The sequence below is a fragment of the Streptomyces sp. NPDC054813 genome, assembly GCF_053611365.1.
The window spans coordinates 74,707-92,873 of the sequence record NZ_JBSHAF010000004.1; the positions used below are offsets into that span (position 1 = coordinate 74,707).

Annotated in this window: 20 protein-coding genes; 12 read left to right on the forward strand and 8 right to left on the reverse strand. The window is 69.6% G+C overall.

All coding sequences use genetic code 11. The annotated features are described in order from the left end of the window. Positions 1 to 122: 122 nt before the first annotated feature. Positions 123 to 299, reverse strand: a complete 177-nt coding sequence (locus tag ACWGJB_RS08875; protein ID WP_453379843.1) for a hypothetical protein — start codon at positions 297 to 299, stop codon at positions 123 to 125. A gap of 235 nt (positions 300 to 534) precedes the next feature. Between ACWGJB_RS08875 and ACWGJB_RS08880 the strand changes: the two genes are divergently transcribed. The 4 genes from ACWGJB_RS08880 (at position 535) to ACWGJB_RS08895 (ending at position 2,761) form a co-directional block, all read left to right on the forward strand. Beyond that, positions 535 to 873 (forward strand): hypothetical protein, encoded by a 339-nt coding sequence (locus tag ACWGJB_RS08880; RefSeq protein WP_453379523.1) that lies wholly within the window; start codon positions 535 to 537, stop codon positions 871 to 873. A 5-nt stretch (positions 874 to 878) separates the two neighbouring features. Next, positions 879 to 1,139: a hypothetical protein gene (locus tag ACWGJB_RS08885; protein WP_453379524.1), complete on the forward strand. Its 261-nt coding sequence runs from the start codon at positions 879 to 881 to the stop codon at positions 1,137 to 1,139. Between the two features lie 6 nt (positions 1,140 to 1,145). Then, positions 1,146 to 1,622, forward strand: a complete 477-nt coding sequence (locus tag ACWGJB_RS08890) for a DUF5994 family protein (protein WP_453379525.1) — start codon at positions 1,146 to 1,148, stop codon at positions 1,620 to 1,622. 158 nt (positions 1,623 to 1,780) lie between these two features. Further along, positions 1,781 to 2,761 (forward strand): SPFH domain-containing protein, encoded by a 981-nt coding sequence (locus tag ACWGJB_RS08895; protein WP_453379526.1) that lies wholly within the window; start codon positions 1,781 to 1,783, stop codon positions 2,759 to 2,761. Between the two features lie 175 nt (positions 2,762 to 2,936). Here the strand turns inward: ACWGJB_RS08895 and ACWGJB_RS08900 are convergent, their stop codons facing one another. Continuing rightward, the gene (locus tag ACWGJB_RS08900; RefSeq protein ID WP_453379527.1) at positions 2,937 to 3,215 is read right to left on the reverse strand and encodes a hypothetical protein; all 279 of its coding nucleotides are present in this window, start codon (positions 3,213 to 3,215) and stop codon (positions 2,937 to 2,939) included. A gap of 395 nt (positions 3,216 to 3,610) precedes the next feature. Between ACWGJB_RS08900 and ACWGJB_RS08905 the strand changes: the two genes are divergently transcribed. After that, on the forward strand, positions 3,611 to 3,799 hold the full coding sequence (locus tag ACWGJB_RS08905; RefSeq protein WP_453379528.1) for a hypothetical protein: 189 nt from the start codon (positions 3,611 to 3,613) through the stop codon (positions 3,797 to 3,799). Positions 3,800 to 3,952: 153 nt separating this feature from the next. Here the strand turns inward: ACWGJB_RS08905 and ACWGJB_RS08910 are convergent, their stop codons facing one another. Next, positions 3,953 to 5,542 carry a glycoside hydrolase family 32 protein gene (locus tag ACWGJB_RS08910; protein WP_453379529.1) on the reverse strand — a complete coding sequence of 530 codons (1,590 nt, stop codon included), beginning with the start codon at positions 5,540 to 5,542 and terminating at the stop codon, positions 3,953 to 3,955. Positions 5,543 to 5,788: 246 nt separating this feature from the next. Here ACWGJB_RS08910 and ACWGJB_RS08915 point away from each other — a divergent pair, with 246 nt between their 5' ends. Genes ACWGJB_RS08915 through ACWGJB_RS08930 form a run of 4 tightly spaced genes read left to right on the forward strand, consistent with a single transcriptional unit; the run spans position 5,789 to position 10,401 of the window. Next, entirely contained in the window at positions 5,789 to 7,198 is a 1,410-nt protein-coding gene (locus tag ACWGJB_RS08915; RefSeq protein ID WP_453379530.1) for an extracellular solute-binding protein, read from the forward strand. Further along, positions 7,195 to 8,145 carry a carbohydrate ABC transporter permease gene (locus tag ACWGJB_RS08920; RefSeq protein ID WP_453379531.1) on the forward strand — a complete coding sequence of 317 codons (951 nt, stop codon included), beginning with the start codon at positions 7,195 to 7,197 and terminating at the stop codon, positions 8,143 to 8,145. Before ACWGJB_RS08915 ends, ACWGJB_RS08920 begins: the two co-directional genes overlap by 4 nt. Positions 8,146 to 8,158: 13 nt before the next feature. Further along, positions 8,159 to 9,013, forward strand: coding sequence for a carbohydrate ABC transporter permease (locus ACWGJB_RS08925; protein WP_453379532.1), 855 nt, complete (start codon positions 8,159 to 8,161; stop codon positions 9,011 to 9,013). Continuing rightward, positions 9,010 to 10,401, forward strand: coding sequence for a glycoside hydrolase family 32 protein (locus ACWGJB_RS08930; protein ID WP_453379533.1), 1,392 nt, complete (start codon positions 9,010 to 9,012; stop codon positions 10,399 to 10,401). Before ACWGJB_RS08925 ends, ACWGJB_RS08930 begins: the two co-directional genes overlap by 4 nt. Here the strand turns inward: ACWGJB_RS08930 and ACWGJB_RS08935 are convergent. Next, a complete protein-coding gene (locus ACWGJB_RS08935; RefSeq protein WP_453379534.1) occupies positions 10,364 to 11,428 on the reverse strand; it encodes a LacI family DNA-binding transcriptional regulator in 1,065 nt (354 codons plus the stop codon). The two genes, ACWGJB_RS08930 and ACWGJB_RS08935, sit on opposite strands and share 38 nt — an antisense overlap. 537 nt (positions 11,429 to 11,965) lie before the next feature. After that, positions 11,966 to 12,643 (reverse strand): SDR family NAD(P)-dependent oxidoreductase, encoded by a 678-nt coding sequence (locus ACWGJB_RS08940; protein WP_453379535.1) that lies wholly within the window; start codon positions 12,641 to 12,643, stop codon positions 11,966 to 11,968. A gap of 164 nt (positions 12,644 to 12,807) precedes the next feature. On the opposite strand from ACWGJB_RS08940, the gene ACWGJB_RS08945 reads away from it, so the two are divergent. Together ACWGJB_RS08945 and ACWGJB_RS08950 are read left to right on the forward strand one after the other, a co-directional pair. Beyond that, positions 12,808 to 13,506 carry a TetR/AcrR family transcriptional regulator gene (locus ACWGJB_RS08945; RefSeq protein ID WP_453379536.1) on the forward strand — a complete coding sequence of 233 codons (699 nt, stop codon included), beginning with the start codon at positions 12,808 to 12,810 and terminating at the stop codon, positions 13,504 to 13,506. 463 nt (positions 13,507 to 13,969) lie between these two features. After that, the gene (locus ACWGJB_RS08950; protein ID WP_453379537.1) at positions 13,970 to 14,095 is read left to right on the forward strand and encodes a hypothetical protein; all 126 of its coding nucleotides are present in this window, start codon (positions 13,970 to 13,972) and stop codon (positions 14,093 to 14,095) included. Positions 14,096 to 14,230: 135 nt separating this feature from the next. Here the strand turns inward: ACWGJB_RS08950 and ACWGJB_RS08955 are convergent, their stop codons facing one another. From ACWGJB_RS08955 to ACWGJB_RS08965, 3 genes are all read right to left on the reverse strand, one after another. Beyond that, a complete protein-coding gene (locus ACWGJB_RS08955; protein ID WP_453379844.1) occupies positions 14,231 to 14,890 on the reverse strand; it encodes an NADPH-dependent F420 reductase in 660 nt (219 codons plus the stop codon). Positions 14,891 to 14,968: 78 nt separating this feature from the next. After that, positions 14,969 to 15,904, reverse strand: coding sequence for an SDR family oxidoreductase (locus tag ACWGJB_RS08960; RefSeq protein ID WP_453379538.1), 936 nt, complete (start codon positions 15,902 to 15,904; stop codon positions 14,969 to 14,971). A gap of 91 nt (positions 15,905 to 15,995) precedes the next feature. Continuing rightward, positions 15,996 to 16,628: an NADPH-dependent F420 reductase gene (locus ACWGJB_RS08965; RefSeq protein ID WP_453379539.1), complete on the reverse strand. Its 633-nt coding sequence runs from the start codon at positions 16,626 to 16,628 to the stop codon at positions 15,996 to 15,998. A gap of 187 nt (positions 16,629 to 16,815) precedes the next feature. Between ACWGJB_RS08965 and ACWGJB_RS08970 the strand changes: the two genes are divergently transcribed. Beyond that, a complete protein-coding gene (locus ACWGJB_RS08970) occupies positions 16,816 to 17,730 on the forward strand; it encodes a LysR family transcriptional regulator (RefSeq protein WP_453379845.1) in 915 nt (304 codons plus the stop codon). The last annotated feature ends 437 nt before the right edge of the window (positions 17,731 to 18,167 follow it).

Sequence of the window (18,167 nt, forward strand, 5' to 3'; positions counted from 1 at the left end):
CTCCGGAAACCGCCCCCCGCCGGGCAGGCGGTCGGCGTCGTCCTCAGAACCCGTTGTCGTGCTGATCACGGGCCCGCAGGCACGGTGTGCCGGCCACGGGCACGGTGTCCATGCCGGGCAGGTCAGGTGTCGGACTTCTCGCGAAGGGCAGTCGTGGGACCGGGACGCCGGGCGAGTCGTCGTAGCGCGGTGCGGCTGTTGTGCTCTACGAGGATCGGCACACAGGCGGCGATGCGAGCGTTGCTGAGCGGCTGGTAGCAGTCCTGCACGACATCCCGCGCGACTGCGGCCGTCAGCAGGTCGGCGTAGAGGGCGGGTCACCGCGACCGCTGGGCGGAGTCCGTACGGCCGACCGGAGGAGTAACCTGGGGTTACCGAGGGTATTTCGCACACCGGCCTCCATGCTCGTGTCATTTTCGGCGATTGATCACGCCGGGCCGGTTCTGACCGGTCCGGAGCAGGGTTCGCATCATGACTGCGACCGTTTCGTACCCGCCGACACTAGGACACCGGCCCTCCTCTTCCTCTCTTCGCATGTCGTCGTCTCTCACCGGTTCGACACCGGCACTGCCGCGTGACGCCTGGGGGCCCCGCTCCCGTGGTCCGGAGGCGACTCCCGTCTCGGCCGCCTGGCTGATGGCCGCCGCGAGTGACCCACTGCGCACGTCGACCACAGGCCGGCTGATGGAGGAGGCGGCACGCCTGCGCACCGTGGCGGAGACCGACCGGGCCGTGCAGGCCGTCTGGGATGCCGAAGGAGGCCACGAGGCGCGCGCTCCGATCGCACGCCCACGGATCCCGGCCGTCACCGCTCCGGTACTCGGCATCAGGCCAGTAGCTCTTCCGACACCGAATCCGGCGCGGGGCATGTGATGGCCATGGAGACCTTCGTGACCGTGGTCGTGCTCCTGGCGATGGTGGCCGTGGGCGTGCTCCTGATCCATCTGCTCAACAACCAGCACGACGACCGCATCAGCGCTTTCCCCTACGGCCGCTCCCGGGCCGCCGTCCAGGGACCCGCGCCATCGGCCCGGCAGAAGGGTCGCGGTCGTGCCGGTACGAGCGGCACCGGTGACCACCGCGACGGGGGACGCGGACGGATCCGGCCCCAGTGCCGGACTCGGGCAGGAGAGAAGTGAGTCGCCATGCTCTCCGCCACGCAACCCGTCAGGCTTCTGGCAGACACCAGCGGTGAGCCGGTACTCCCCGGCACCGCTGTCCTGCGGATGGAGACGACGCCCCGTCGCACGGGGACGTTCGACGGCGCTTGGTGGCCGAGGACACGCGAGCCTGAGAGCCAGCTTCCCGGACTGCTCATCGCGTTGACCGCCCGGCTGGGCCCCATCGCCCGCGTCGGCCTCGACGCCAGCGGGTGGGACAGCGCACCGGGCCGCCTGGTCGTGGAGGGACATCCGGTCCGTATCGACTGGTCCGCCATCGAGGACAGCACGATGATCGTCACCAGGGGCGACCAGGACCACTTCCTGTTCCTGGTGATCCCTCCGGGGACGGCTCCCGCGCCCGCACGCGCCGCGATGGCCATGGCGGTACAGGACGACAACGCCGTCTCGGCCGAGCGGATTCTGGCCGCCACCGGCGTCACTCCGGCCCGGCCGGACTGACGTACCCGCCCGCCGCTGGGCGATTCACGCAACCCGCAGCCCAGGACCCCGGCCGCCGTACCACGGACAACAGGCCGGGGTCCTCCCGCACCGTGCACTGTGTGCTTCCCGGACCGCTCGGGTTCGGGGACACCATCGACGTAAGGAATGTGAGAACCATGGGTGTTCTGATCACCGTGCTGGTGGTGTTCGCCGCGGTCGGGCTGGTCCTGCTCGCCCTGAGCCTGCGCAACGTCCAGCAGTACGAGAAGGGCGTGGTGTTCCGCTTCGGGCGGCTGCTGCCGGACATCCGCGGGCCCGGCCTGCGCGTCATCCGGCCGATCGGGGACCGGATGCGGAAGGTGTCCGTCCAGACCGAGGTCCTCGGCATCCCGCCGCAGGGATCCATCACCGCCGACAACGTGACGCTCACCGTCGACGCGGTCGTCTACTTCAAGGTCATCGACCCGGTCAAGGCCCTGGTGAACGTCCGCGACTATCCCAGCGCCGTCTCCCAGATCGCCCAGACCTCACTGCGTGCCGTCATCGGCAGGGCGGATCTGGACACACTGCTCTCCGACCGGGACCACATCAACGCGGAGCTCAAGAAGGTGATGGACGCCCCCACCGAGGAACCCTGGGGACTGCGCATCGAACGCGTGGAGATCAAGGACATCGCCCTTCCGGAGTCGATGATGCGCTCCATGTCCAAGCAGGCCGAGGCCGAGCGGGAACGCCGGGCCCGGGTCATCGCCGCCGACGGTGAGTTCCAGGCGTCCCAGCGGCTGAGCGACGCCGCGGCGACCATGGCCGACACTCCGGGCGCGCTCCAACTGCGCCTGCTGCAGACCGTGGTGGACGTCTCCGCGGAGAAGAACAGCACGCTGGTCATGCCGTTCCCGGTGGAGATGCTCCGCTTCTTCGAGCACCAGAGCAGGGAAACCGACGACGAGTTCACGCGCCGGAGCGGCTCACGCTCCGTACTGCCCGAACTGACCGTCCCTGTCCAGCCGGTCGCACCCGCCTTGCCGCTGAGCGGAGAACGGGTCGGCTCCGGCGGCGAGCGGATCGGCAGTCGTGCGGCAGTGGCGCGGGAACGGCGGGACAACTGGCCGGCACGAGCGGACTTCGACTCCGACGCGTCCCGCGCCCACAGCTGATCCCCGCCCGGTCCCGGGCAGTCGTCGGGTGAGCGCGAAGCTCCGTGGCGGCGCGTCGTCCACCGGTCATCGGTGTTGCGAGCCGCCGTCCGGAGCCCCCCTCTCCACGATCTTCGCGTGCCCGGTGTGGCGAAAAGCCGCCCGGGAGACCCTGGATGCCAGGCCGGTTCTCCGGTCACCCGCGGCGTTCCTCGTCCCGACGGTCCTCGCGCCTCCAGCGCGCCCGGTTCTGACGGCTGTAGCGGCGGTCCCAGCGGTCCTGACGGTCCCGGCGCTCCCGGTAATCCCGGTAGTCGCCGAGATCGGACCCGTCGCCACGGATCCAGCCTCCCCCGCGATCTCGGCCGTAGCGGGTGATGCCGAAGATCAACACTGCCGCGGCCACCCACCAGAAGGGATGGAGAAAGCCGAGGCCGAACAGGACCACGGTCAGGACGAGAAGCAGAACGAACACGGCGGGCCTCCCCGGAGCGGAACAACGCATCAGTGCCGGGGGCCGGGGCCTGTTCGAACAGCCTAGTCCTCCCTGGAGGTCACGGATAGCGACCCATGTTCGCGGCTTCCGCCCGAACCGGTGGGAACCGGATGGCCACTTGACATCTGTCCGGGGAGTGCGGTGAGGGCTAGCGTGCGTGGTGCGGCCCGAGCCCCCGGCAGCGTCGATCATCTCTCGCGCTCCTCCGAGGGCGTACCTCGTGCATCAGTACCGGAATCCGCCCCGTCGCCGACGGGCGACTCCGGCACCCGCCGTCGCCACTCGATTCGATCCTGGCGCGGTATGGATGCGCTCCCTGCGGGCACCCTTCTGCTGCCCGCCGCGTCGCACGCATTTCATGACAGGCGGTACCCATGTACGCGCTGATCGTTCCGGCTTCGACCCCCTTCGTCCTGCTCGCCACCGTGCTGGGCCTGTCCTGGTGGGAGGACCGCATCCTGCCGCCGGCCGAAGCCTCCGGCGAGGCTCCGCTCGCCCCTGCCCCGCTCACCGAACTCCTCAGTGTCGACACTCCGTTGACCAGGGAGGTCGCCCGGCGGTGACTGACAGCGCGGCGTGGCGACCCGGACGCGGAAGACGTTCGACTTCGCCGCCTCAGCGGGGCGGAACGCGGATCCTTCCGGGACCGGGCGGCCCGTTCCGGTGTTGCCGATCGGGTTCACGCGTACGGTGTGCACCCGCGCCCCTGACCGGCCTCACACCGAGAACTCGCGTATCACCGTGTTGCGGAACACCGCGCTGCCGCCGATCGTGAACAGCGCGAGCCGGGTGTCCAGCAGGTACGGGAACACCTGGCTGGTGTGCACGTAGCGGCCGTCGTCGACGAACATCTCCACCGACGTGCGGTCCACCAGGATGCGCAGCTTCACCGTGCCGGCGGACGGGTCGAACGGGGTGTGGCTCTCCTGCCACTTGCCGGACGTGTCGGCGTTCACCGTGTTGCGTCGGTTGAGGAAGGCGTAGTCGGCGTAGATCCCGGCGTCGATGTGCCGACCGCCGTCGGGTGAGCGCCTCAGCTGGAGGCCGGCGCCGGTGAGTCGGGACCAGGTGATCTCGGTCGTCACCTCGTAGGAGATACCGGTGTAGTCGAGCACCTTCGTGCCGTCCACGGTCACATCGCCCAGGTTCACGGTGCGGGAGACATGCGAGTCGAGGCCGGCGACGGGCTGGGAGGCGAGGTAGTAGGTGTTGTCGGACGCCTTCTTCAGGGTGATCTCACGGACGACGGAGTCGGTGCCGTTGAAGCCGTCGCAGTCGATGGTGGGGGTGGTGCCGGCGTAGTCCCAGTCGTTCACCCATCCGATCGCGTACCGGGCAGCCGCGTCCAACGCGCCGCTCGCGTCCCGCTTCTCGAAGGTGACGGCGGCGTACCAGTCCCAGCCGTGGTCGAGCCACTGCGGGTCACTCGCCTCGGCGGTGAACGCGCTGCCGTCGAAGGAACCCGTCCAGTAGGCGTACGTGTTGGGCAGCCCCGACCCCTTCCCGTTGGCGCTCGCGCCGAGCACCCATTTCACGGTGCCGTCGCCGGCGGTGATGCGGAACAGGTCGGGGCACTCCAGGACGCCGATGCCGTCGTGGACGAAACCGTTCACGTACGTCCAGGACTTGAGGTCGTCGGAGTGGTAGAAACCGATCTTGTCGTTCTCGGCGAGGGCCATCACCCACCGGCCCCGGTCCTCGTCGCGGATCACCTTGGGGTCGCGGAAGTCGGCGACGCCGGGGTTGGGCAGGACGGGGTCGGTCCCGTAGTTGGTGAAGGTGAGACCGCCGTCGGTCGAGTAGTACAGGAACTGCTCCTGGTGGTCGGTGCCGCCACCGGGGGACATGGTGACGATGACGACGACCGCGCCCGCACCGAATCCGGCCGTGTTGCCGGTGTCGACCACCGCCGAACCCGACCAGAGGTCCCCGTTGGGAGTGGTGTCCTTGGGCACGGCGACCCCGCGGTCGGCGAAGGAGACCAGGTCCTTGGTGGTGGCCAGGCGCCACGCGGTGCCGACGACACCCGTGAAGTAGTCGGCGTTGTAGAGGTAGTAGTAGTGGTACTCGCCGTCGATCCAGACGGGCCGCTGCGGGTCGTTCTTCCACTGGTCGGGGACCGTGAAGTGGTACGCGGCGCGGTAACTCGCCCCGCTCGCCGCGGACTTGGTCGTGCTCTTGGCCGTGGCCCCGGGCTTGGGCTGCGGGGCGGCCGTGGCCGCTGCGGTGGGCAGCAGCGCGGCGGCGGTGCCCGCCGCCGATCCCGCGAACAGTGATCTCCTGGAAATCCCCGATGTTCCGGGCATGACGCATCGTTCCTCTCGTGGCGGCCCATGAGGGCCCGTGGCGGCTCGTCACGCACGCGAGTGCGACTCACAACGCGGAGGGCGTGAAAAATCGGCTCATGTGAACGAGGACTGTAGACCTAACCCGATAAAGGTCAAGAGACCTAACTCGTTAAAGGTCAAGCGTTCCCGACCCTTGACAGGCCTGCTGCCCGGTTCCCATCATCTGGGGCGTCACCCCTGATCTAACACGAGTTAGGCCCGTTGATGACTGACTCGCACCTCCCCCGCCGCACGCTGCTGCGGTACGGCGCATACGGGGCCGGAGCAGCCGCCCTGGCCGGGACCGCCGCGAGCTGGGACCGGCTCACGGGAGCCGACATCCCCGGCCGTGACGACGGCTCCCTCGTCGTCGCCACCCTCGGCTCCGCCTTCGACCCGGCCACCGTCGACGCCCTCACCAAGGGCTTCCACCGGCTCCACCCCGACATCCCGCTGCGGGTGAACGCGGTGCAGGCCGTCGACTGGTCGGATTTCTTCGCGAAGATCCTCACCCAGATCGCCGCGGGCACCGCCCCCGACCTGGTGTATGTGGCCACCGAGGGCGTGCAGTTGTTCGCCCGGCGGCTCGGCGTGCCCCTGGACCGCTGGGTGCGGCGGGACGCGGCACAGCTGCGTGAGTACTTCGCCGACGTCCACCCCTCGCTGGTGGAGTCGATGATGTACGAGGGGAACCTCTACCAGCTGCCGATGGAGTTCAACGCCGCCGACATGTACCTGAACAAGCAGGTGCTGAAGCGGGCAGGCGCGGGTTTCCCGGCGGCCGACTGGAGCCGCGACGACTTCACCGCGCTGCTGCGGGAGATGAAACGTGCCGGAGACGCGCACTTCACGCCGTACTTCTGGACCAACCGGCTGTGGGGCGGCGTGGTGCCCTGGCTCTTCGCGAACGGCACGAACCTGCTGAAGGAGTCGAAGGCGCCCGGCGGCTCCTGGCTGTGGGACACCTTCTACCCGGCCGCCGACCGGCAGGGGCGCGGCGGAGGCTTCCGCTGGACGACCCCGCAGGCCACCGCCGGCCGGGTCGAGGAGGCGTACGACTATCTCGCCTCCCTCGTCCAGGAGGACCTGTGCACCCGGCCCGAGGGCGGCAACGGCAGCAATCTGGTCGGCGTGTTCTCCACCGGCCGCGTCGGTGTCACACCGGCGGGCGGATTCTGGGCGGGCGGCCTGCAGCTGGCCGGCATGCGGGCCGCCGACTACGACGTGCAGTACTTCCCGCGCTGGCGTACCCAGCGCCACCAGTTCGGCGCGGCGGGCTACGCGCTGCTGCGCACCTCGAAGAAGCAGGAAGCCGCCTGGGAGTTCATCAAATACGCGGCCCGCAAGGACACCATGACCCGGCTGTTCCAGAGCAACCAGACCACCCCGGCCCGGCGTTCGATGCTGAACGCCGCACGCTACGCCGCGAGCGGCCCGGCACACTGGCAGGTCTTCTACGACACCCTCGACCGGTTTCCCGACACCGGCCCGATCCCCGCGCCACCGCAGGTCGCCGAGGTGACCGACGTCCTGCTCAAGTACACCGGCACCGCGCTGGCCTCGCCGCGTGCGGTGGGTCCCGCGCTGCGCCGGATGCAGGGCGACCTGGAGCAGGCCATGGAGCGTGAGGTATGACGAACACCCAGGTCCCGGCCGTACGTCCGCGGCCCGCCACGCCACCCGCCGTCGCCGTGCGGTCGTCTGTCCGCGACCGCGGCGCCCGGCTGCTGGCCGCGCTGTTCCTGGCGCCCACGGTCGTCGGCATCGTCGTCTTCACCGTCGTGCCGATCATCGGGTCCATCGTGCTGAGCCTGTTCCACTGGAACGTGATCGACCCGCCCCGTTTCGCCGGCGGCGCCAACTACCGTACGACCTTCACGGACTCGACCGTCCTGGTCTCCTTCCGCAACACGCTCCTCTTCATGGTCCTCGCGGTCGCGCTGCAGCTGCTGATCGCGCTGTCGCTGGCGCTCGCGCTGAACGGGCGGATGCCGATGTGGCTGCGGTCGGTGTTCCGTTCGGCGTTCTTCTTCCCGCTGGTGCTGTCCGCCGCTTCGATCTCGGTGGTGATGAAGTACCTGTTCAACCAGGACTTCGGGGTGGTGAACTGGCTGATCGGCCTGGTCGGCGTCGCGCCCGTGCCCTGGCTGACCTCGGAGCACGCGGCGATGGCCACGGTGATCCTGGTCTACGTCTGGCAGCAGTTCGGTTTCTCGTTCCTGCTGTTCGTCGGCGGTCTGAACAACATCCCCAAGGAGATCCACGAGGCCGCCGCCCTCGACGGCGCGACCGGCCTGCGCAAGCACCTCGGCATCACGCTGCCGCTGCTGTCGCCGACGCTGCTCGTCGCGTCGGTGGTCGGCATCATCAATGCCCTGCAGGTCTTCGAACAGCCCTACGTCCTCACCGACGGCGGACCCGGCGACGCCACCCGCACCGTGGTGATGGTGATCTACGAGAGGGCCTTCGAGCAGCTCGACTTCGGCGAGGCATCCGCGGTGGGCGTGCTGCTCTTCGTGCTGATCATGGCGGTCACCGCCCTCCAGTTCCGGCTCAGCCGGCGTTTCGTCCACTACCAGTGAGCCGGTGAGCCGCATGAGCCAAGCAACCCCGACCCTGAGTCGCGTACGTCACTCACTCACCCCCTGGGCCCGGATCGCCGGACTGACCGTGTGCGCCCTGCTGACGCTGGGCCCGGTCATCTGGACCGTCGCCACCTCACTGCGCACTCCGGCCCAGTCCTTCGACCTGCCCCCGCAGATCATCCCGACCCACCCGACGACCGCGGCCTACCGCGGGGTCTTCCAGCAGATCGACGTGTGGCTGCTCGCCCTGAACTCCACGCTGGTGACGGCACTGATCGCCGTCGGCCAGATGATCACGGCGGGCCTGGCCGGATACGCCTTCGCGCGCCTGGAGTTCCGTCTCAAGAAGCCGCTCTTCGGCCTGGTCCTGGCGACCATGATGGTGCCGTTGCAGGTCACCATCGTGCCGGTGTTCCTGGTGCTGAAGTCGATGGGCCTCACCGACACGCTCCTCGGCCTGATCATCCCGGCCTTCCCGACGGCCTTCGGCACTTTCCTGATGCGCCAGTACTTCCTCGGTATGCCGAAGGACCTGGGCGAGGCGGCCATGCTGGACGGCGCGGGGCCCTGGCGGATCTTCCGCTCGGTGTACGCGCCGCTGGCCGCACCCGGCCTGGCGATCGTCGGCGTACTGGCCTTCAACTACCACTGGAACGAGTTCTTCCGTCCGCTGATCCTGGAGACCTCCAGCCAGAACTACACGCTTCCGCTGGGTCTGGTCTCCCTGCAGGGCAACCTCGGCACCGGGTCGATCTCTGTGGTCCTGGCCGGGGTCGTGCTCTCGATGCTCCCCGCCCTCGCCGTGTTCGTCGTCGGCCAGCGCCCTCTGCGCGAGGGCATCACCTCGGCAGGAGTCAACCGTTGAGCAATGACCCCAACGCGCCGCGTTTCAGGGTCCGTCCGCCCGTCGGCTGGATCAACGACCCCAATGGGCCGTTCCGTTGGCGGGACCGATACCACCTCTTCTACCAGCACAACCCCGACGCACCGGTGCACGCGAACGTCCACTGGGGTCATGCCTCCAGCACCGACCTCGCGCACTGGGAGCACCACCCGATCGCGCTCACCCCGACGCCGGGCGGCCCCGACGAGGCCGGCTGCTGGTCGGGCTGCGTGATCGACGACGCCGGCACACCGACCGCCGTGTACACGGGAGTCGACCGTGCCCACACCGGACTCGGCACCATCTGCCTGGCGCGGGCGGCGGATCCGGACGACGAGCTGCTGACCGAGTGGAAGCCGCTGCCGACGCCGGTGGTGGCAGGGCCGCCGCCGGGACTGGACGTGGTGATGTTCCGCGACCCGTTCGTCTTCCGCCACGCGGACCGGCGCTGGGCCCTCGTCGGGGCCGGGCACGCCGACGGCACGCCGTCGGTCCTGCTCTACGACTGCGACAACCTGACCGACTGGCAGTTCGCCGGTGTGCTGCTGGACGGCAAGGACCCGGTGGCCGCGGGCGTGTTCGGCGACAAGTCGGTGGGCTGGGAGTGCCCGCACCTGTACCGGACATCAGGCGGTGACCACGTGCTCCTGGTGTCCTTGTGGGACGGAGATCCCTGCTCCACCGGATACCTGACCGGCCGTCTGCAGGCCGATGGCCGACGCGCGTTGAGGTTTGTGCCGCGTGCCGGCGGGCGGCTCGACCAGGGGCGGGACTTCTACGCTCCCGCCGTGCTCCAGGAGCCGGACCGCGCACTGCTGTGGGGCTGGTCGTGGGAGGCCCGCCCGCAAGAGGAGGTGCACCGGGCCGGATGGGCAGGCGTACTCACCGCGCCACGGGTCGTCGACATCCACCCCGACGGTTCACTGCGGGTGAGTCCGGCCCCGGAACTCGACCTGCTGCGCCCGGCCGAGCCGTTCGTCACCGCGCCGGGCCGGGTTCCGCTTCCCTACACGTACGACCTGACGGTCACCGCATGCGAACCGACCACGGTGAGCCTGCTCCGGGGCGCGGCGGGCCGGGAGCTGACCGTCCGGGCGGACCCCGCCTCGGGGACCGTCGTCCTCGACCGCAGCGCCTGGCCCCGGACCGGCAGGGAAGGCTCCGCCCCGATCACCGTGCACGTACCGAAGGGGCCGGAACTCGCGCTCCGGCTGCTCGTCGACGGCTCGCTCCTCGAACTCTTCGTCGCGGACCGGGCCATGGTCACCGAGCGCGTCTACCGGCGCCCCGACGACATCGCCGAGCTGGTCGTCGACGGGCCGGGTGCCCGGGTCACCGGGTGGGCGCCGGACCCACGGAGGCGCGGCTGACCAGAGGGCAGGCCAAGCGCCGCACGGTCGCGGGCGGCGTGGGGCCGGCGTCGATGGCGTCCAGGAGCAGCCGGGCCGCCGCCTCGCCCATCTCCCGGTGCGGCAGCGCGACCGAGGTGAGCGGCGGTGTGAGGAACGCGGCCATGTGCTCCTGGTCGTCGTAACCGACCACGGACAGATCGGCGGGCACGTCGATCCCGAGCCGGGTCGCGGCGTGCAGGACACCCGCCGCGACCCGGTCGTTGTAGCACAGGACGCCGGTGGGGCGACGGCCCGGCTCGACCCCGTCGAACAGGCGCAGCGCGCCCGCGTACCCCGCGGAGATCTCCCCGCCGCCGCGCACGATCCACTCCGCGGGCACGGTGACGCCCTCGGCGCGCAGCGCGTCCCGGAAGCCGCGGGTACGTTCCACCGAGGCGATGTCGTCCAGACCGCCGATCACGGCGAGCCGGCGGTGGCCCGCAGCGAGCAGCAGCCGGGCCGCGGTACGGCCACCGGCGCGCTCGGCGGGGACCACGGCGGGCAGGGAGTCGTCCTCGGGCAGGCAGTTGGCCAGCACGGAGTGGGTGCGGTGCAGGCCCTCGGGGACGCGGACCCGGCGCAGTGACATGGCCGCGTAGATGATGCCGTCCACGCGCCGGTCGAGCAGTTCCGCGACGGCCGCGTCCTCCTTGGCCGGGTCACCGCCGGAGTCGACGGTGAGGACGAGATGGTCGCTGTCCCAGGCGGTCTCCATGGCGCCGCGCAGCAGCCGACCGGCGAACGGCGAGGACGCGATCTCATCGGTGACCAGCCCGATCACGGCCGTACGGCGACGGCGCAGACCGCGGGCCACCGGGTCGGGGCGGTAGCCCAGCCGGGCCGCGGCCTGCCGGATGCGTTCCTGGGTGGCGGGCGAGAGGTTGCCCTCGGCTCGGCCGTTGAACACGAAGGACACCGCGGTGTGCGACACGCCGGCGAGCCGGGCGACGTCCCGTGACGTCGGGCGCCCGGTGCCCGTGCTCCTGCTCTCCTCGGCACCGCCCACGCCGTCCGCCGCCCTCGCCCAGCCCGTCCCTGTCGATCACCGTCCACCCTATCCGCGGGGAGCGCCACGGCACACGGGAGATCCTCAGGGCGCCGCGGCGTGGGCGTCCGATGTGATCAGCGGATTCCCCGGAGGGCGGGGCCCGCTTCGGACCGGGCGTAAGCACGTCATCCGCCCAAGCCGCTCACGACGACCGGGCTGTGGTGGCGGACCTGACTGGGGCCCTCGCTGAAGGTGACGTCCTTGGTCCGGTGGACGGTGTTCTCGATGACCCGGTGCGCGCGTGCCCGGGCGCGTTCGCGGGAACAGTCCAGAACGGGGACATGACTCCAGTGCAGCGGGCTCAACTGTCGTGCAGGGAAGGCTGGTTGTTCTTCTCCGCCAACAGGCAGGGTGATCCCGTGTCCCATGGAAGTAGGCGCCGCGGGTCCCATTGGTTGTCGTAGCGGAACCCTTTTCTTCGATCGCGCTGTGGCACACGCACGCCGCAGCGCGATCGGGTTCGGGTTCGGGTTCAACGAGGTACCAGGCGCGGTCTCAGCGGCTGAAGACGAGTTCGGCCTGGTCGCGCTTGGTGGTGTGCAGGTCCCAGTAGACGGGGGAGATTTCCTCGGGCTGGGCCGTCGGGAATCCGGGGACGACCGACATGCCGATCGACACGTCGATCCCGACATGGGCGGCCTGCACGCCGGTGCCGTCCAGTTCCTTGTGCAGGTTGAGCGTCCAGTTCCGCAGCGCGGCAGCGGCGGCGTTGACGTTGCCGACCTGCGGGACGGGGTCGATCGAGCCCGCGCCGGTGGTGTAGAGCAGGGTGCCGGCGCCGACCTCGCGCATCGCGGGCAGGACGGCGTTGGTGGCGGCGATGGCGCCGTAGAGCTGAAACTCGATCTCGTGTTGCACGTGGCCAGGTTCGGTCTCGATCGGCGTGGTCAGAACAGTGGAGCCCATGGTGCCCACCGGGGAGTACTCCAGGACGTCGATGCCGCCGAACTGTGCGGCGGCGTCTTTGAGGGCCTGGGTGAGGGCGTCGCGGTCGAGTACGTCCGCGGGGAACGCGGCGGCGGTGATGCCCTCGGCGGTGAGTGTGCCGACGAGATCGTCGAGCTTGGTGCGGTTGCGGGAGATCAGGGCGACGTCGAAACCGTGCGAGCCGAAGGTGCGGGCGATGGCCAGACCCAACTGAGGGCCGGCTCCGACAATGGCGATGCTGGTCACAGCGATCCTTTCGTAGAACGCCGTCGAGGAGACGGACGCGTCAAGAAGACGGGACGTTACGGAAAGGGCTATCCGTTTCATTGACCGGATAGCCCTTTCCGGTTCACTGCGACCACCGTAGCACGCGAAATGGATAGGGCTTTCCGATTGCTAGACTGCCCCTCATGAACCCCGGCGACCAGCACCCCGACGCTCCCGACGCCCAGCCTGTGCGCAGTGACGTCGAGCGCAACCGCGGCAGGATCCTCGCTGCCGCGCGCACCGTGTTCGGTCGCGACGGCCTGGGCGCCTCCATGGCCTCCGTGGCGCGCGAGACGGGCGTCGGGATCGCCACCGTCTTCCGGCACTTCCCCACGAAGGAGGCGCTGGTCGCAGCCGTCTTCTCTGACCGCATGGACGCTTACGCCGACGCGGTCGCCACCGCCCTCGACGACCCGGACCCCTGGCACGGCTTCACCGGCTACATCGAGGCCGCCTGCGCGATGCAGGCCGCCGACCACGGCTTCGCCGACGTCCTGACCATGACCTTCCCCACCGCCAAGGCCATGGAGAAGCGCCGCAACGAGGCGTACGAGGGCATGGTGGAGCTCATCGGCCGCGCCAAGGCCACGGGCCGGCTGCGCGAGGACTTCGACCCCTCGGACCTGGTACTGCTGCACATGGCCAACCTCGGCGTCGTCAACGCCTGCGGCGATGCCGCTCCCGACGCCTGGCGACGCGTCGTCTCGCTGATGATCCAGTCCTTCGAGGCCCCGGCCCGAGCCCCCCTGCCCGCCTCGCCCGAGCACGACGCCCTCTACAAGGCCATGCTCCGCACGGCACCGGCGGGCAACACCGTACGTAAGCCCGACCGGGACAGCTGACCCCTGAGCTCCTCCGTCAGCTGACGAAGGGTGCTGCCAGCAACTTCTGGCCGAGATCGGTGTTGGCGTTCAGGGCGTCCCGGCCACGCCTGCTCGCCGTCATGGCCGAACGCGGCCTGGTGCAACGGCCTACCCCAGACCCCTTCACCACCCTCACCGGCGGCTGGGCCCCCGACCTGATGGAACAGATCACCTCTGGCCTGAGGGAAGCCCCGGCAGTAGTCCAGGAGCACGCCAAGACAGCACAGTCCTCACTCCCCAGCAACGTCGTCACACTACGTCGAGCCTGAACAGGCGCGGCCACCTCGATGCCGAGATCCGAAACTACCGGTCGCCAGCTCACCGTCGGACACCGGGCCCCGTCGACTACTGGCACCCCCGTTGCGAGATCGCGCGGGCAAGCAGCAGCAGGACCTGACCCGCATCCGCCGAACGCGACGATCTGCGTGGCCAGGCGCAGCTCTTGGCCCGGATCGTGCAGGTCCTGGAGATCGAGAACCACCAGCTCAAGGAGGCCAACACGAATCTGCGCGGGCAGTCGGCCGCCCAGGGAGCAGTCCGCGACCTGACCCGGCGACGTCGAACCTGACTCCGCGCGACGAGACGCAGGGGCAACCCGTCGCTGGATTCGACGCCTTCGCGTGCGAAATATGCCCCCGCCCGGCATCCCCCGGGCGGGGGCGTGGCACGGTCGGACCACATCACGGTCCGCGTCTATTGACGGTTACCGCGTTGCGGTGGCGAGTGCCGCGCGGATGACGTTCTCGCCGGCCGGCTGGCCCTTCTCGTTCGAGTACGGCCCGTACGGTGTTCCCCACACCGGCGTGCCCGTCGCCTGCCGCCAGCTGTCGGCCAGCGTTCCCGCGTCCACCACGCTGTAGCCGATGGAGTCGATGAATTCGGTCACCGCCGCCTTCGCCGGTGCGGAGTCACCGGCGATCGGCAGGTAGGAGCGGTCGGCCGCCCCAGCCGGGCGTGCGAGTGACAGCAGGTGCTTGAAGAAGATGTTGTTGAACGCCTTTACGAGCAGGGCGTCCGGGACGTACCGCAGAAGCAGCTCGCTCGAGGTGAGGGACTCGTTGTCGAGCTCGGGGATGTGCCCGTCACGCTCGGGGCCGTAGTTGCAGGTGTCGATGACCGTCTTCCCGGCCAGCGGCGCGGTGGGCACGTGGGGGAAGGCGCTGACCGGCACCGTGACCACGACAATGTCACCGGCCGCCGCGGCCTCTTCGCTCGTCGCCGCGGACGCCCGCGGCCCCAGTTCCTCGGCCGTGTCCACGAGCGTTTCGGGACCGCGCGAGTTGCTGAGCACCACCTGGTGCCCGGCCCCGACAGCGAGTTGCGCGATGGTCCTGCCGATGCTCCCGCTTCCGATGAATCCCACAGTCGTCATAATCTCAACGTCCTTCAGAAGAGCCGAACTTGCCGGTTGCCGGGCTCGTTACGATCCGGGTTCCTGCCGTCAGCCGGCGGGGAAGTAATGGCCGTTGTCCAGATCGGCGAGAAGGCCGGGCTGGGCGGGTTCCCAGCCGAGGGTCCGGCGGGTGATGAGGTTGGACGCCGGGTAGCTCTGCGTGACGATATTCGTGAGGAACCCGAAGTACCCCGGCGTCATCAGGGCATCGTTGGGAACGCTCACGGCGGGCAGGCCCAGGCGGCCGGCGATGGCCTCGGCGATGTCGCGGAACGGTATGCCCCCGTCCTCGACCGCGTGCCAGTATTTGCCGGCCGGCCCCTTCTCGAGCGCCAGGCGGAACAAGGTTGCGGCATCGCGGATGTGCACGGCGTTCCACAGGTTCCCGCCGTCGCCGTGGTAGCCGACGAACCCCTTTTCCTTCGCGAGCGCGATCAGCGTGGGGAGGAAGCCGGCACGATCGGTCGTGCTGTGCGCGATGTTGGCGATCCGCACGACCGAAGACCGCACCCCCTGCTCGGCGAGGTCGACAACGGCCCTTTCCACGACGTTGCGGACCCGCAGGGTGCCCTTGTGCTCCTCGCCGGCGGGGAGGGCCGGGTCGTTCTCGGTGGCCGGCCGCTCCAGGTTCCCGGGCGAGCCGATGCTTCCCGCCGTGACCAGCGGCTTTCCGGTTCCCGCGAGTGCCTCGCCGTACGCGAGCATGATCGGGAGCTCCGCGGCGGCCACGGCGTCGAGCCCGCCGGAGGGCAGCAGATCCTGCCTGTGCGCGACGTGGATGACGCCGTCGGAGTCCGCGGCTGCCTCCTTGAGCCCGTCGAGATCCTGGAGGTCGCCGCGACGCACCTTCGCGCCGAGCGCGGACAGGACCGCCGCGGAAGCGTCCGACCGGGCCAGGCCGGTGACCTCGTGCCCGGCGGCGATGAGCTCGGGGATGATGTACGAACCGGAATGGCCGGTCCCCCCAGCGACGAATACGCGCATCTAATTGTCCTTGTGAGAGTAGGTGCAGGGTCTTTTCGTGCCGTAAGTGAACTGGCGTAATGCGGCACGAAAGGTGGTGGTAGGGGTGCGCTCAGCCGAGAAGGGTGATGCCGAGGGAGAAATTGGTGTGCTTGACGGAGTGGTTCATGAGGCCCAGCTCCAGCAGGCCGACGTTCTCCAGTGCTCGCGCCATGGACAGTTCCCCGGCGTCCCAGGGGCGCAGCCCCAGGCTCTCGACGAACGCCGACACGCGTGCCTTCGCCTGCGCGTCGTCGCCGGCGATGAACACGTCCAGAGGGCGGTCCTCAGCCGGGCCGGCCGCCAGAACGTGGGAGAACACAGTGTTGAACGCCTTGACGACATGCGCGTCGTCGGGAGCCGCCTTGGCGATCTCCTGTGCGCCGGAACTGTCGTCGGGGACGACGAAGCCCCGCAGGTCGGGGGCTACGGGATTGGTGATGTCGACGATGATCTTGCCGCGCAGTGCGTCCCCGTACTCCCTCACCACCGCCGCCGCGCCGGCGTACGGCGTGGCGAGGACAACGGTGTCCCCGGTCGGGGCGGCCCCGGCCGTCCCGACCGTGGCGCCGCCGAGCGTGGCGGCCAATTCCTTGGCCTTGGCCGGGTCGCGGCCGATGATCTCGACGGCGTTACCGCCGGCGAGCGCCCGGCCGGCCAGAGCGCGGGCCATGTTTCCCAGTCCGATAATGCTGATGCTGCTCATCGGTGTTCCTGCTTTCCGGGCTTTGGCCCTGCTGTCAAATTCCAGTGTCGAATTCTTGGGTCGAATTCACTTCAGCGCCCTTAAGTGCCTGTTTTCAGGCTGCCATCGGGTCTGAATGGGTGTCCAAGACCTCTTGAAGCCGCGGTGATACCCTGAAGGCATCACCGGGCCGGGAGGTGCCATGGATCTGGATCTGGATCTGCGCAAACTGCGTTACTTCGTCGCCGTGGCCGACCGGCTGCATTTCGGCCGCGCCGCCGATGAGCTCCATATCGCGCAGCCGGTGCTCAGCCGGCAGATCCGCGCGCTCGAGCAGGATCTCGGCGCCTCGCTGTTCACCAGGGATCGCCACGGCGTGGAGCTGACGGACGCGGGCCGGCAACTACTGGCCGACGCCGGTCCGCTGCTCGCCTCAACCCACGCGGTCCGCCGCCGGGTGTCCGCGGCCGCCGGCGGCAAGCGGCGGCTGATGGTCGGTTTCCGGGCCGGCATTGCAGTCATCCCGGCGGCCCGTGCGTTCGAGGACCGGCACCCGGACGTGGTTGTGGACGTGCAGCGGATCGAAGGGGACGACCAGGCTGCGATGCTGCTCGACGGCCGCATCGACGTCGGCTATGTGCGGCTGCCCATCGACGAGGCCGGCCTGCGCGTCACCCCGCTGTACACCGAGCCGCGGGTGGCGGTGCTGCCCGCCGGACACCGGTTGGCCGGCAAGGAGGAGGTCACCGAGGCCGACCTGGCCGGCGAATCGCTGGTCTGGCACGGTGACCCGAGCACGCAGCCCACCAGGCGCCCGCTCCCCAATGCCGGGTACCCGGTGCGCGGGGTGGACGAGACGCTCGAGCATGTCGCGGCCGGACGGGGCATCTCCTTCCTGGCCCGTTCGGCGTCCGTGTTCTACTCGCATCCCGACGTCGTCTATGTGCCCATCCCGGAACTGGCGCCCGACCAGGTGTGCCTCGCGGTGGCGGCATCGCACACCTCGCCGGTGGTGGATGACTTCGTCACTGCGGCTCAGTCGACGGCCGAGATCACGGCAGAATGCGGCAACTATGAGATGTGGCAGCTTGGAGGCGATGCCGTCCAAGGCACGCTTGAGTAGTTCGGCTGCCCCCGTTCATCATGCGCTGCAGAGTGAAATGGCCTGACGGAGCGGTGCTGTCGCGGCTGACCTCTGGGCCGGTTCCGCTCTTCGGCCAGCAGTTGTCCGAGGGGGCTCCGAAGAACCCGAGACCGCCTGCAAGTACGTGCTGCGGACGCGGCTCAAGTCGGCTGATCGACGGCGGTCTGCCGTTCCTAGTCTCGGGAGTCGGTCCGTGGGACCCAGAACCCGACGGCGGGTTTCAGCCGCCCAGACGGGCCGCTCACTGATGATCAGCGTGGTCCAGAAGCCGACGCCGTGCCGCCCCGCGAGGAGAGCGCCGCGGTGGAGTGGATGAGGGGGCAAGTCTCCGGCTCGTAGAGGTTCTGAAGATGCGGGGGGGGGCCCCCGCGCCCCCCCCCGCGCCCCCCCCCAAAAAAAGTTGTAACAAGCCGAGA